Genomic DNA, 13,381 nt, shown 5'->3' with positions numbered 1-13,381 from the left:
TGCCGGGCCTGGGGTTTAGTTCAGCTGTACCGCCGAGCGGCCATTGGTCCAGAAAAGCACCGCTGTGCTGCAACTTCCGCGGTCACGTCTCCTCCCAATCGATAGAGCCTCCCGGACGGGCCGGGCATGGCCACAGGCAAGCGAGGAGCAGCTGATGAGTGAGAACGACCAGGGTCGCGAGAGCATCGAGTCCATCGACCAGAGCGGCGATGCCCACGAGCAGAATCCGGAAACCACGTCCACGCAAGGCGAGGTCGCCGGTGGCGACGAAGCCGACGTACCGGGCGGCGCCTACAATGTGCCGCCGGGTCTGGCCGAGGAGGTGAGCGAGGAGGAGGCGTTGCGCGAGTCGAAGCGCTCTTCATGATTGTGAGCGCCAAGGCCAGGGTCAGCCGGCACATGCGCTCCGGCTGGCCGACTGGCGGCAACCGTCGCTCGGCATCGTCAGGGTTTGGCGAGAAACTTGATATCCGACGGGCGCTCGACCGGCAGGGTCTGCAGCGTCTCGCCGAGCTTTCCGCTGTCTGGATCGCGCTGGATCACCGTCAGGTTGTCACTCAGCTGATTGGCGATCAGCAGGAAACGCCCGTCGGGGGAGATGGCGAATTCTCGTGGTTCGCGGCCTTCGCTGGGGCGGCGCTGGATTTCCCGCAGGCCGCCATCGCGTTCGATGGCGAAGACGATGATGTGGTTGTAGTCGCCACGATCGCTGACGTAGAGGAAACGGCCATCGGCCGAGGTGTGGATCGCACCCGGTGAATGACGCACCTCGCTAGCGGCATCCTTCAGGTCCAGCAGCTGCCGGCGAGCCAAGGTGCCGTTCGTGTAATCGAAGCTCGCCACCTGGGCGCTCAGCTCGAGAGCGAGGTAGGCGTGCTTGCCATTGGGATGGAAGACCAGATGGCGCGGGCCGCTGCCCGCTGGCAGCTCGATGCTGGCGGGCTCGTCGGGGTGCAGGGGGCGTTCGGCGTTGCGCGGGTCATAGCGGTAGACGAAGACCCGATCGGCGCCCAGGTCGCTGACCAGCAGAAGCCTGCCGTCGGGGCTCGGCACGGCGGAATGCACATGGGCTGACTGCTGGCGTTGCGGGTGCACGCCGCTCGCCTGATGCGCAAGCATCTGCGTGACCGGCAACGGATGGCCATCCTCGGCCAGCGGCATCACCGCCAGGCTGCCGCCGGGGTTCGGCCGCGAACCGTAATTGCTGATGAACAGGTAGCGCCCGTCATGGCTGAGGCTGGCATGGGTCGGTTCGTCGCCCAGGCTGATGTTCTGCCCGATGGGTTGATGGTCGCCGCTGCTGTCGAGCTGCCAGGCGCTGACACGACCGACCGGGTCGGTGTGGGTCGGGCTGTTCTCGTTGGCGGCATAGAGGCGCCCGCGCTGCTCGTCCAGCACCAGCCAGGAGGGGTTGTGGCTGGCGAGCGTTTGCAGCGGTTGCGGGTCGATCCGACCGTTCACCGGATCGAAGTGCAGGCGCAGAACGCCCGGGCTGTCGCTGTCGTGCGTGTAGCTACCGATAAGGATCTGCATGTCGTCGGTCTCGGCTCGCGCGCCGGCAGACAGCGTCGCGCCGACCAATAGAGCGAGAGCGAGGCGAAGCAGTGCAGGGCGTTTGCGCTTGGTCATTGAAGTCATGCCACTATGACCGCCGGCGGCGCCCAATGCTCCCGAACAGGTAGTTCGAACAATACCCGACTGCCAGGGTCTGATATGCACCTGGGCGGAACGCCAGCCACCCGCGAATTCAGGATGATTCATGGACCATTTGCTACCCGTTCAGCTTGTCGAATTGCAAAGCGCCGCCGCCGATCTGGCTGAAACCGTCATTGCGCCGCAGGCCGCCGAGGTCGACGCCGACTGTCGCTGGCCCGCTCACTCATTGCGTGCGCTCGCCGACGCCGGGCTGCTCGGCCTGCAGGTGCCGAGCGAACTGGGCGGCTTGGGGCAGGGCCTGCTGGGTTTGTGCGTGATTACCGAAACCATCGCCCGCGCCTGCCCGTCGTCGGCGCTGTGCTACGGCATGCATTGCGTGGCGACCGCGGTGATCGCGGCCAAGGCCACCGAGCATCAGCGTGAACACTACTTGCGGGAGATCGCCGCGGGACGGCACATCACCACGCTGGCGCTCTCCGAGCAGGGCACCGGCGTGCATTTCTACCTGCCGGAGACCCGCCTGGATGCCGACGGCGCAGACTTCGTGGTCGAAGGCACCAAGCAGTTCGTCACCAATGGTGGCTATGCCGACTCCTACGTCGTATCCACCGTCGCGGCGGGTGCCGAGGCGGGTGATTTCAGTTGCCTGATCGTCGATCAGGACAGCGCCGGCATGCGCTGGCTCGAGCCCTGGGCCGGCTTCGGCATGCGCGGCAATTCCTCGCGGCCGTTGCAGCTCGATCGCGTGCGGGTGCCGGCGAGCAATCTGCTCGGCGAGCCGGGCGATCAGGTCTGGTACGTATTCGAAGTAGTCGCGCCGTTCTTCCTCATGGCCATGGCCGGAACCTATCTGGGCGTTGCCCAGGCGGCGCTGGACGAGGCGAGCCTGCATCTGCGCTCGCGGCATTACAGCCATTCCGGCGAGTCGCTGCGGGATGTGGAAAGCCTGCAGATCCGCTATGGCGAACTCTGGACCGAGCTGGTCAAGACCCGCGCGCTGGTGCGCGAAGCCGCACGCCGGGGCGATGGCGCCCACCCCGAAGCGTTGTCGTTCATCCTGGCGTGCAAGGCCGATGCGGCGGAAACCGCAGTGCGTCTGGCCAACGAGGCGATGACCCTCTGCGGCGGCGCGGCCTATCGCGAGAACAGTCGTGTCGCCCGTCTGCTGCGTGACGCGCGGGCCGCGCACGTGATGACCCCCACCACCGGCCTGCTCAAGCTCTGGACCGGTCGCAGCCTGCTGGGGCTGCCGCTGCTATGAGCGACTTGCTGCTCGACCAGATCGCGCTGCTGGAGGCAGGCGATGCAGCGTTGCGCGAGCAGATCGACAGCTGGGCAATGGCCCATGGCCTGCAGGTGCGCAGCCTTGATCCGGGCGCGTTGCTGCCCGATGAGTACGAGCCGGTGCTGGTGCTGCTGGCGCCCGGTCTGCCACGCCCGGTGGCGCAGGCCCGGCAACTGCGCAGTCGCTGGAAGGCCACGCAGCTGCTGTTTCTCAGCGACGAAGCGGGGGTCGACTCGCTGCACCGTGAGCTGGGTCCGGCGCCGTTGCTCGGGCCTTACTGGTCCATCGTCACCCTCGGCGCCAGCGCGCTGGTGCAGCTCGATCAGGCCCTGGCCAGCGTTCGCCGGCGGGCGCGCCTGCGCACCACGCTGGCACAGGCCAACGCGATGGTCGATGGCGTCCAGTTGAGCAAGCGCTCGTCACCCACGGCGGAGCTCTATCTGCACCATTTCATCGACGCGGCACGTGACGCCATCGTCGGTCTCGACCGCGCCGGGGCGGTGCTCTACTGGAGCGCCGGTGCCGCCGAGCTGTTCGGTCTGGGCCGCGGCGAGGTACTGCGCCGTGAGGCGCGCCGGTTGCCGTTCTGGAGCGACGAGCTGGGCCAGGCCCTGGCACAGGTGCAGGATTGCGACACGACGCTGACCCTGCAGCACGACGATGCGGCTGGCGGCCGGACGCTGGAGATCGTCGTCGCCGCCGTGTGTTCGGCGGACGGCGCAGTGGTGGGCGCGGCACTGACCTTGCGCGATGTCTCGGCCCTGGTCGCCGAGCGTCGCGCCAACGAGCTGCATGGGCGGCAGCTCAGCGAGGAGCGCGCCCACCTGCAACGGCTGTTCGACCAGGCGCCGGGCTTCATCGCCATCACCGAGGGGCCGCAGCACGAGCTGAAGATCGCCAATCGTGCCTTCCACCAGTTGGTCGGTGCCCGCGAACTGCTCGGGCGTCCGGCGCTCAAGGCGTTTCCGCAGCTGGAAAGCCGCGCGCTTTCCGATTTGCTGCAGCAGGTCTATGTCACCGGGCGGCCCTATATCGGCCGCGACATCGCCGTACGCGTACGCCCGCAGGCCGGCGGCAAGGCCGAGCGGCACTATGTGAATTTCATCTTCCAGCCGGTTTTCAGCGAGGACGAGCAGGTCAGCGGAATCTTTTGCCAGGGGCATGACGTCACCGCCCAGGTGCTTGCGCAACAGGCGCTGCAACGTTCCAGCGAGCAGCTGCAGGAGTTGGTCGAGGAGCGCACCCGCGAGCTGGAACTCAGCCGGCAGGCGCTGTATCAGTCACAGAAGCTTGAGGCCATCGGCAAGCTCACCGGCGGCGTGGCGCACGACTTCAACAACGTGCTGCAGGTGATCGCCGGCAATCTGCAGTTGCTGCAGCCGCTGGTGGAGGCCAACCGTGGCGCGGCGAAGCGGGTCGATGCCGCCAGTTCCGCCGTCGAGCGCGGCGCCAAGCTGGCGCGGCAACTGCTGGCGTTCGCCCGTCGGCAGCCGCTGCGCCCGCAGCCGACCAACCTGGGTCGGCTGTTGCATGACCTCGACGAGCTGCTGCGCCAGGCGCTGGGCGAGCGTATCGAGATCGAAACCGTGGTGGCGGACGGGTTATGGACGACGATGGTCGACCCGAATCAGCTCGAACAGGTGGTGCTGAACCTGACGATCAATGCCCGTGATGCCATGCCCGAGGGCGGCAAGCTGACCCTGGAGCTGGGTAATGCCATGCTCGACGAGCACTACACCGGCACCCAGACTGACGTCGCGCCCGGGCAATACGTGCTGCTGGCGGTTTCCGATACCGGCGTCGGCATGCCCACTGAAGTCATCGAGCAGGCCTTCGAACCGTTCTTCACCACCAAGCCGGAAGGTCACGGTACCGGGCTGGGGCTGAGCATGGCCTACGGCTTCGCCAAGCAGAGCGGCGGGCACATCCGGCTGTACAGCGAGCTGGGCGCGGGAACCACGGTAAAGCTCTATCTGCCGAGCACCGAGCAGCCAGAGGTGCAGGCGCAGCCATCCACCGTCGGGCCGGTGGTGGGCGGCAGCGAAACCATCCTGGTGGTCGAAGACGATCTGCCCGTGCAGGCCACGGTGATCGAGCTGCTCACCGGTCTCGGCTATTCGGTGCTGCGCGCCAACGATGCGCAGAGCGCCCTGAGCATCCTGCAGAGCGGCCTGCCCATCGACCTGCTGTTCACCGATGTGGTCATGCCGGGGCCGCTCAGCAGCACCGAACTGGCGCGCCAGGCACGCCTGCTGCTGCCGGATATCACCGTGCTGTTCACCTCCGGCTACACACGCAACGCCATCGTGCATGGCGGGCGCCTCGATCCAGGCGTGGAGTTGCTGAGCAAGCCCTATCGGCAGGAGGACCTGGCGCGCAAGGTGCGCCAGTTGCTGAGCAGGCAGCACAGCGACGACGAACCCGCCGATCAGCAGTGGGTGATGGTGGTGGAAGACCAGCCGCAGCTGCTCGCAGTGGCCTGCGAGATGGTCGAGGAGCTGGGCTATCGCGCCTGCGGCTACCCGAATGCGGAAGCGGCCGCGCAGGGGCTGCATGAGCAGCGCTTCGATCACCTGCTGCTGGACGTCAATCTGCCAGGCCGATCAGGCCCCGACTTCGCCGCCGAGGCCTTGCGAACCCAGCCATGGTTGCGGCTGATTTTTGTCTCCGGCGAAGGGCGTATCGAAAGCAACCTGCCGGCGCGCTCGCTGCCCAAGCCGTTCAGCTTCGACCAGCTCGCCGAGATCCTGCAGGGCTGAGGTCGTCGCCGCGCGTCGATGGGCGGGCGCCGCTACGTGACAAGCCATGCAGGCCGATGGCGACGGGTGCCGCCAGGGCCAGCCAGCTCAGCCAGTCGCCCGCGCCTTCGGACACCAGACCGGCGATCAGCCCGAGGGTGGACAGCACGCCGATCAGCACCGGCCACAACCAGATGCGCATCATGAGCGTACCTCCGTCGCGCCGCGCTTGAGCCACAGGTACAGGCCGCTGCCGAGCACGACAATGGTGAGAATATCCAGCAGCGCCCAGAGGACCTTCAGCGGCAGGCCGCCGTAATCGCCGAAATGCAGCGGTTCGGAGAGCTGCAGCGCAGTGACATACCAGGGCCGGGCGCCGGCTTCGAGCACCTCGCCATTGGCCGGGTCGACCAGCAGCGCCTGGGTCAGACGCGAGGTCAGCGGGGTATCGCCGCGCAGGATCACCGCGACATGCTCCGGCGTGGCGCGCAGTGTGCCGGGGTAGGCGATCATCGACACGGCCATGTCGGGTGCCGCGGCCAGCACACGGTCGACGGCGGTCTGCAGCGAGCCGTCGGCAGCGGGCGCATCGCTGGCGTCCGCCGCGAGCAGCACGCGGGTCTCACCGGCTTGCAGCGCGGCGACCTGTTCGGCCTGCCAGGCCTGGAAGATCAGGTCCGCCCAGGTATTGATCACCCCGGTAAAACCCACCGCCAAGGCCCACACCAGCGTGACGATGCCCAGCAGGTTGTGCAGGTCCAGCCAGCGGGTGCGCGCGGTGCGTTCCTGGCGCACCTCGCCGAAGCGCAGCTTGCGCATGAAGGGCGCGTAGAGCACCACGCCGGAGACGATCGCCACCATCAGCAGCAGGCCCATGAAGCCGAGAAACAGCTTGCCCGCGAGCCCCGCGTAGAGGTCCACGTGCAGGCGGTACATCACGCTCATGAAGCCTTCGTCGAAGTTCGGCGCGCCGAGTACCTCGGCGCTGCGGGCGTCGGAAAGGATCAGGGTCGACTCGCTCTCGTCGGTGTCGACGCGGGTATCGAGCTTGACGTACCAGACGTCCGGCGCGTCTTCCTCGGCGAAGAAGTACAGCGGCACCAGACCGGGATAGGCCTTCACCGCTTCGGCGGCGACACGGTCGACCGCAGCGCGCGGCGTGCCCTCGGGCATCGCCGGCGCTTCGATCTCGTTGCCGGTGAGGTGATCGATCTCGTGCGAGAAGATCAGCGGCAAGCCGGTCAGGCACAGCATCAGGATGAACAGCGTAGAGACGAGGCTGGACCACTTGTGGACCCAGCCCCACCGCCGCAGGGTGACTGCCTGCATCAGAAGTCGACCGTAGCGCTGACCGAGAGCGTGCGTGGGGCGCCGAGGACGAGGTAGTTGGAGCCTGGGAAGCCGCCAGCGGAAGCCCAGTAGTCGCGGCCGGTGGCGTTGTCCAAGCGAGCGCGCAGCGTGACGTCGCGGTCCTCGATGGTCATGCGATAGCGTGCGCCCAGATCCAGGCGGGTCCAGGACGGCAGCCTGAGGTCGTTGTCGGCGCTGGCGTACTGCTTGCCGGTATGCACCACCAGGCTGGTCAGCGTCAGCCCCTGCACGCCGGGCACGTCCCATTCGCCGCCGAGGTTGGCCTGGACCTTCGGTACGCCGATCGCGTCGTTGCCGTCGTTGGCGCCGTTCAGGGTCTTCTTCTGCTCGGCGTCGATCAACGTCACGCCGCCCAGCACGCGCACGCCGAAGACGGGTTCGCCGAACACCGATAGCTCGATACCGCGGTTGCGTTGCTCGCCGCCTTCGCGAAGCACGCTGTTTTCGAGGACGCTGAATGGGCGTTCGGTATTAAAGACTGCCACGCTTGCACCTAGGCTGCCGCCGTCGTACTTGAGGCCGACTTCGGTCTGCTTGGATACGTAGGGATCCAGTGCTTCGCCGGCATTGGTGACGGGCACACCACCGCTGGTGGCGGGCGCAATGTCGCCAGCGGTCAGGCCTTCGATGTAGTTGGCATAGATCGAGGTTTCATCCGTCAGCTTATAGACGATACCGGCCACCGGCGTCGTTTCGTAGCGGTTGTAGGAGGAGGCACGGTTGCCATCGTTGTAGTCGTAGGTCTTCGTCTCGATGCCCTGGCGACGTGCGCCGAGGGTGACCAACAGGCGGTCGTCCAGGAAACCGAGCGTGTCGGCGATGGCCAGGCTCTGGGTATGGATGCGGGCGGTGATCTTCGGATCGGACATCGAGCCACTGGAAGAGGTGATGGCCGGCTCGGAAATGTCATAGGGATCGTAGAGATCGCCAGCAAATCCTCCGAAATCGGACGCTTGCCAGGCATTGCGATCCTTGGAGCTGTACATCGATCCCGACAGCACCCATTCGTGGGAGACCGCGCCCGTCTGCATCTTCGCTCGCAGGCCAGCCTCGCTGGTGGCGATGCTTTCCTCGCGGTAGTTGTCGAAGCGGTAAGCCGAGGTCACGCCGGTGGCCGTGGACGTCGGGTTGGCCAGAAGGTTCTTTTCCTCGCCGTCGCGTACGCCGGCGGCCAGCCAGCCGGTAACGGCATCAGAAAAGTCGTACTCGGCCCGGAACGTACCGAAGGTCTGCTTCTCCTTGGAGTAGGTCCAGGGCTGGGCGAAATTGTCGTCCGCATCCGGCGCGCTGGGGATGCCGCCGCTGGGCGTTACGTTCGGGCGCGGGCTGTCGATGAAGTGGTACTGATGGCCGATATCGGCGGACAGACGAAAGTTGTCGCCCTGATAGTCCAGGCCCAGGGCGAACATATCCAGCGTGCGGTCTTCATCCTCGACGGTGGTTTCGCCGGCGCGCTTGGCGGCGTTCAGGCGCACGCCGAAGCGGTTGTCCTCGCCGAAGCGGCGGGCGATATCGGTGGCGACTATACCGTGGCCGCCGTTTTCTGCACCCAGGGTCAGACGCGTGAGCGGTTCATTTGGCGCGCGCTTGGGCAGGATATTGATCGCGCCGCCGATACCTGTGCCGCCCGGCGCCGCACCGTTGAGGAAGGCGCTGGCGCCGCGGAATACCTCGACCCGCTCGATGAACTCGGCGGCCACGTATTGGCGCGGCAGCAGGCCATAGAGGCCGTTGTAGGCAATATCGTCGGAATACAGTGGAAAGCCGCGCACCACATACAGTTCCTGGAAGTTGCCGAAGCCGCGGGCGATGCGCACCGAAGGATCGTTCTGCAGCACGTCGGCGACACTGCGCGCCTGCTGGTCCTGGATCAGTTGCGAGGTGTAGTTGGTGGAGGTGAACGGCGTTTCCATGTAGTCGCGGTTGCCGAGGATGCCGACCCGGCCACCACGGGCGACCTGTTCGCCGACGTAGGGCTCGGTCAGACCGCCGGCCGAGGCGTCGGCGCTGGCAGTGATCTCCACCGATTGCAGTTCGACCGGCTCGGTGGCAGTGCCCTGAGCCTGCTCTTCGAGTGGTTCCTGGGCCATGAGCGGTGAGCCAGCGAAACTGGCGGCAAGGCAAACGGGCAGCAGTGCGGTTTTACGCGGGAAGCGAAGAGTGGGCATGGCGGACCTGACCGGACGTTGAACTGTGAGGGTGGCGGATGATGGCGCGATGGGCAGTTGAGAGCCTGTGCCATCTGAGAGCCACTATCATATTTCAATGCTAATAATTCGCAACCGTATTCCGTCCGATGGTTCCGCGGCATGCTGGCGTGACGTCGGCGCAGGGCCTCTGGCATGCGGGTCGCGTTTTCGCAGAAAAAACTGATTGAGTCTGTCGATTCTGGATGTCACCGGACGACTAGCTGGTGAACCTCCCGTTCAACCCGATCAGAGGAGACGGACATGAACAACCAGAACAGCCAGGACGAGAGCGCCATTCGCCAGCTGCACGAAACGTTCGAACAAGCCACCAAAGCCAAGGATCTCGAGCGGATCATGGCGCAGTACGCCGACGACGTAGTCGCCTTCGATGCGGTTGGCGCGCTGCAATTCAAGGGCGTCGACGCGTACCTGGCGCACTGGCAGCGCTGCTTCGAGTTCTGTCAGGGCGAAGGCTTCTTCGAGACCCATGAGCTGCATGTGGATGTCGGCGGCGAGCTGGCCTGCAGCCGCATGCTTACCCACTGTGGCGGCCCCAATGCCGAAGGCGAGATGCAAACGGCCTGGATGCGCGGCACGCGGGTCTGGACGCGGCGCGATGGCGAGTGGAAGGTGATCCACGAGCATTTCTCGATGCCCTTCGATATGCAGACCGGCCAGGTATGCATGGATCAGACGCCATCGCAGCAACAGACCGGTTGAGGCTGGCCCGCGGTCTTCGTCGCGCGCTCGGGCGAGGTCGTTCAATGGCTGCTAGCTTTGCTGCGTTGCCGGCAGCCGGAGCCCCGCCATGAATTACCTGTGCCTGATCTATTACGACGAACAGCGTGTGGATGCGATGACCGACGAGCAGTGGCATGCGCTGGTCGCGCGCTGCCTGAGTTGTGCCGAGGAGCTGCGTGCCAGCGGCCACATGCTCGCCGGCGAACCGCTGCAGTCGGTGCGTACCGCGCGCACGGTGCGTGTGCGTGACGGCGTCACCTCGGTGGTCGACGGCCCGTTCGCCGAAACCCGCGAGCAGCTGGCGGGCTTCTACCTGATCGAGGCGGCCGACCAGCAGGAGGCCGAGGCCATCGCGGCGAAGATTCCGCCGGCCAGCCTTGGCTGCGTCGAGGTCCGGCCGCTGCGCCAGCTGCCGCAGCGCTGAGCATGCCGCTGACCGGACATTTCACGGCGGCGCGGGTCGAGGCGGTCTACCGCAGCGAATCGCGTCGCGTGCTGGCCACGCTGATCCGTCTGCTGGGCGACTTCGATCGCGCCGAAGAGGCCCTGCACGATGCCTTCACCGCGGCCTTGCAGCAGTGGCCACGCGATGGCGTTCCGGACAATCCGCGCGCCTGGCTGGTTTCCGCCGGCCGCTTCAAGGCCATCGACGCTCTGCGCCGCCGGGCACGCTTCGATGCCTCGTTGCGGCTGCTGGCCGAACAGCTGGAGGACGCGGCGCAGGCAGTGGAGGTCGATGAGATGGAAGACGACCGTCTGCGGCTGATCTTCACCTGCTGTCATCCGGCCCTGCCGGCCGATAGCCGCGTGGCACTGACCCTGCGTGAAGTCTGCGACCTGACCACCGAGGAGATCGCCCGCGCCTTTCTCGCCCCGCCGGCCACCGTCGCCCAGCGCATCGTGCGGGCCAAGGCGAAGATCCGTGACGCCCAGCTGCCCTATCGGGTGCCCGAGCGCGACGAGTTGCCGGCGCGGCTGGAGAGCGTGCTGCGGGTGGTCTATCTGGTGTTCAACGAGGGCTACACGGCTTCCGCCGGCGCCGAGCTGACCCGCGCCGACCTCTGTGCCGAGGCGATTCGCCTGGGCCGACTGCTCCTCGAGCTGTTGCCCAACGCCGAAGTGATGGGGCTGCTGGCACTGATGCTGCTGCACGATGCCCGCCGGGCTGCGCGTACCGATGCAACCGGCGAACTGGTGCGGCTGGACGAGCAGGACCGCAGCCTGTGGAACCGCCAGCAGATCGCCGAAGGATCGCAGCTGGTGCAGCTGGCGCTGACCAGTCGCGCGTTCGGCGCCTACGCGCTGCAGGCCGCCATCGTCGCCGTGCATGCCGAAGCGCCGGGCGCCGCGCAGACCGACTGGCCGCAGATCGTGCGGCTCTACGATGTGCTGCTGCAGTTGAGCGCGTCGCCGGTGGTGGAACTGAACCGCGCGGTGGCCGTGGCCATGCGCGATGGTCCCGAGGCCGGTCTGCTGTTGGTGGATGAGCTGCTGGGGCGCGGTGAACTGCAGGACTATCACCTCAGCCACGCAACCCGCGCCGATCTATTGCGCCGGCTGGCGCGCATCGACGAGGCCTGCGAGGCCTATCGCAGCGCGCTGCGCCTGGTACAGCTGGAGCCGGAGCGGCGTTTCCTGCAGCGCCAGCTGGACGAGCTGGACGAGCTGGGCGACTGACTGTATCCAGAACCCATTGTGGGAGCGGTCTTGACCGCGAAAGGCGCGCGGCGCGCGGTGTAATCACATCTAGGCAAGCCTTTAGCCCAGCCCGCGCCGGGGCACGCGCTTCGTGGCCAAGGCCGCTTGCGCGAGTCGTGCGGAAAGCGAAGCTGAATGCGCAGCGCTTGGCCTTCAGGGGCTGGTGGCTTCCACTCCTGCGTGACGGCTGCTCAGGTCTCGGTGCTGCCCGCCGGCAAGTAATCGCTGCGGCTCAGACCGTGGCGCTGCATCTTCTCGTTGAGGGTGCGGCGCGGCAGCTGCAGCTGGGTCATGACCTCGGCGATGTTGCCTTTGCACTGTTGCAGGGCGTTGTGCAGGCATTGCGCCTCGAAGGCTTCCATCTGTTCGGCCAGCGAATGGCCGCCGCGGCTCGCCGTGGCCGGGGCGCTGAGGCCGAGGGCGTGGCGTTCGGCGGCGTTGATCAGCTCGCGCACGTTGCCCGGCCAGTCGTGGGCGAGCAGTTGCGTCAGTTCGCCGGGCGTCACTGGCGGGGCGGCACGGCCGTGGCGCTGGGCGGCCTGGCTGGCGAAGTGTTCGAACAGCAGCGGAATGTCCTCGCGCCGCTCGCGCAATGGCGGGATATGCAGCTCGGCGACGTTCAGCCGGTACAACAAATCTTCGCGGAAGCGGCCGCCGCGCACTTCTTCCAGCAGGTCCGGCTTGGCCGCGCTGATCACCCGCAGGTCGACCTCGATGCTGCGGTTCGAGCCCAGGCGCTCCAGGGTCTTTTCCTGCAGCACGCGCAGCAGCTTGACCTGCTGGGCCAGCGGCATGCTTTCGATCTCGTCGAGGAACAGTGTGCCGCCGGCGGCGTGTTCGATGCGGCCGATGCGCTTGCCCTGGGCGCCGGTGAAGGCGCCGCTCTCGTGACCGAACAGCTCGCTCTCGAAGATGGTTTCCGGAATCGCCGCGCAGTTCAGCGCCACGAACGGTCCGCCGGCGCGCGGGCTGAAGTCGTGCAGGCAGCGCGCGACCTGTTCCTTGCCGCTGCCGGTCTCACCACGGATCAGCACGTTGACGTCGGTACCGGCCAGCTCAAGCACCTGCCGGCGCAGGTTGACCATCGCCCGTGACACGCCGAGCAGCTGCGATTCGATACGACCCTTGCGGGCGAACTGTTCGCGCAGCTGGCGGTTCTCGCAGACCAGCCGGCGCTTGTCCATGGCACGGCGCACGCTGTCCAGCAGGCGCTCGGGGGTGAAAGGCTTCTCGATGAAGTCGTAGGCGCCCTGGCGCAGTGCCTGCACCGCCATCGGCACGTCGCCGTGGCCGGTGACCATGATCACCGGCAGGTCGGCGTCCAGCGCCACCAGCTGCTCGAGCAGGCCGAGGCCGTCGAGATCGGGCATGCGTACGTCACTGATCAGCACGCCGGGGAAGTCGCGATCCAGCGCGGTCAGCGCCTCGCGGGCGCGGGAGAAGGTGTGCACCTGAAAGCCGGACAGCTCCAGCCACTGCTGCACTGCCTGGCGGATCGCCGCCTCGTCGTCGATGAAGATTACCTGCCCGGCCATTGCCTGCTCCTCGCGCTCGCGTCGCGGCAGTTTACTCGGCGGCGTGCGCTTCGGGGCACCTGTAAAAACATCGGCGAGTCAGGCAGCGCAAGGCAAAAGCAGGGGAGAACAGTGCAGTTCACAAGTTGTAAACGAGCATGTTCTGAGCCTGTTTTTAACGCAGCGATG

Annotated in this window: 11 protein-coding genes; 6 read left to right on the top strand and 5 right to left on the bottom strand. The window is 66.6% G+C overall.

What is annotated here, in order from left to right:
- Window positions 1-154: 154 nt before the first annotated feature.
- Window positions 155-367 carry a hypothetical protein gene (locus tag P5704_012905; protein WOF76973.1) on the top strand — a complete coding sequence of 71 codons (213 nt, stop codon included), beginning with the start codon at window positions 155-157 and terminating at the stop codon, window positions 365-367.
- Between the two features lie 77 nt (window positions 368-444).
- Here the strand turns inward: P5704_012905 and P5704_012900 are convergent, their stop codons facing one another.
- A complete protein-coding gene (locus P5704_012900; protein ID WOF76972.1) occupies window positions 445-1,638 on the bottom strand; it encodes a lactonase family protein in 1,194 nt (397 codons plus the stop codon).
- Between the two features lie 121 nt (window positions 1,639-1,759).
- Between P5704_012900 and P5704_012895 the strand changes: the two genes are divergently transcribed.
- Window positions 1,760-2,917, top strand: a complete 1,158-nt coding sequence (locus tag P5704_012895; GenBank protein WOF76971.1) for an acyl-CoA dehydrogenase family protein — start codon at window positions 1,760-1,762, stop codon at window positions 2,915-2,917.
- Window positions 2,914-5,700, top strand: a complete 2,787-nt coding sequence (locus tag P5704_012890) for a response regulator (GenBank protein WOF76970.1) — start codon at window positions 2,914-2,916, stop codon at window positions 5,698-5,700. Before P5704_012895 ends, P5704_012890 begins: the two co-directional genes overlap by 4 nt.
- Here P5704_012890 and P5704_012885 read toward each other — a convergent pair.
- From P5704_012885 to P5704_012875, 3 genes are read right to left on the bottom strand one after another with little or no spacing between them, the layout of a single operon-like run.
- A complete protein-coding gene (locus tag P5704_012885; protein WOF76969.1) occupies window positions 5,663-5,884 on the bottom strand; it encodes a hypothetical protein in 222 nt (73 codons plus the stop codon). The two genes, P5704_012890 and P5704_012885, sit on opposite strands and share 38 nt — an antisense overlap.
- A complete protein-coding gene (locus P5704_012880) occupies window positions 5,881-7,008 on the bottom strand; it encodes a PepSY-associated TM helix domain-containing protein (protein WOF76968.1) in 1,128 nt (375 codons plus the stop codon). Before P5704_012880 ends, P5704_012885 begins: the two co-directional genes overlap by 4 nt.
- Complete coding sequence (locus P5704_012875; GenBank protein ID WOF76967.1) at window positions 7,008-9,218, bottom strand: TonB-dependent receptor; 2,211 nt, start codon at window positions 9,216-9,218, stop codon at window positions 7,008-7,010. The genes P5704_012880 and P5704_012875 overlap by 1 nt, the downstream gene beginning before the upstream one ends.
- A gap of 282 nt (window positions 9,219-9,500) precedes the next feature.
- On the opposite strand from P5704_012875, the gene P5704_012870 reads away from it, so the two are divergent.
- The 3 genes from P5704_012870 to P5704_012860 all read left to right on the top strand — a co-directional run bounded on the left by P5704_012870 (window position 9,501) and on the right by P5704_012860 (window position 11,657).
- Complete coding sequence (locus tag P5704_012870; GenBank protein ID WOF76966.1) at window positions 9,501-9,959, top strand: SgcJ/EcaC family oxidoreductase; 459 nt, start codon at window positions 9,501-9,503, stop codon at window positions 9,957-9,959.
- A gap of 88 nt (window positions 9,960-10,047) precedes the next feature.
- The gene (locus tag P5704_012865; GenBank protein WOF76965.1) at window positions 10,048-10,404 is read left to right on the top strand and encodes a YciI family protein; all 357 of its coding nucleotides are present in this window, start codon (window positions 10,048-10,050) and stop codon (window positions 10,402-10,404) included.
- A gap of 2 nt (window positions 10,405-10,406) precedes the next feature.
- Window positions 10,407-11,657 carry an RNA polymerase sigma factor gene (locus tag P5704_012860; GenBank protein WOF76964.1) on the top strand — a complete coding sequence of 417 codons (1,251 nt, stop codon included), beginning with the start codon at window positions 10,407-10,409 and terminating at the stop codon, window positions 11,655-11,657.
- 212 nt (window positions 11,658-11,869) lie between these two features.
- On the opposite strand, the gene P5704_012855 is transcribed toward P5704_012860, so the two are convergent.
- Window positions 11,870-13,213: a sigma-54 dependent transcriptional regulator gene (locus P5704_012855; GenBank protein ID WOF76963.1), complete on the bottom strand. Its 1,344-nt coding sequence runs from the start codon at window positions 13,211-13,213 to the stop codon at window positions 11,870-11,872.
- Between the last annotated feature and the right edge of the window lie 168 nt (window positions 13,214-13,381).

The organism is Pseudomonas sp. FeN3W (assembly GCA_030263805.2).
In the GTDB taxonomy this organism is placed as follows: domain Bacteria; phylum Pseudomonadota; class Gammaproteobacteria; order Pseudomonadales; family Pseudomonadaceae; genus Stutzerimonas; species Stutzerimonas stutzeri_G.
Note: the sequence above shows the minus strand (reverse complement) of the source record. Positions and strands in the feature narration are given on the sequence as shown.

Coding starts and splice junctions, on each gene's coding strand:
- P5704_012905 (WOF76973.1), top strand. CDS start 155: ATGAGTGAGAACGACCAGGGTCGCGAGAGCATCGAGTCCATCGACCAG.
- P5704_012900 (WOF76972.1), bottom strand. CDS start 1,638: ATGACTTCAATGACCAAGCGCAAACGCCCTGCACTGCTTCGCCTCGCT.
- P5704_012895 (WOF76971.1), top strand. CDS start 1,760: ATGGACCATTTGCTACCCGTTCAGCTTGTCGAATTGCAAAGCGCCGCC.
- P5704_012890 (WOF76970.1), top strand. CDS start 2,914: ATGAGCGACTTGCTGCTCGACCAGATCGCGCTGCTGGAGGCAGGCGAT.
- P5704_012885 (WOF76969.1), bottom strand. CDS start 5,884: ATGATGCGCATCTGGTTGTGGCCGGTGCTGATCGGCGTGCTGTCCACC.
- P5704_012880 (WOF76968.1), bottom strand. CDS start 7,008: ATGCAGGCAGTCACCCTGCGGCGGTGGGGCTGGGTCCACAAGTGGTCC.
- P5704_012875 (WOF76967.1), bottom strand. CDS start 9,218: ATGCCCACTCTTCGCTTCCCGCGTAAAACCGCACTGCTGCCCGTTTGC.
- P5704_012870 (WOF76966.1), top strand. CDS start 9,501: ATGAACAACCAGAACAGCCAGGACGAGAGCGCCATTCGCCAGCTGCAC.
- P5704_012865 (WOF76965.1), top strand. CDS start 10,048: ATGAATTACCTGTGCCTGATCTATTACGACGAACAGCGTGTGGATGCG.
- P5704_012860 (WOF76964.1), top strand. CDS start 10,407: ATGCCGCTGACCGGACATTTCACGGCGGCGCGGGTCGAGGCGGTCTAC.
- P5704_012855 (WOF76963.1), bottom strand. CDS start 13,213: ATGGCCGGGCAGGTAATCTTCATCGACGACGAGGCGGCGATCCGCCAG.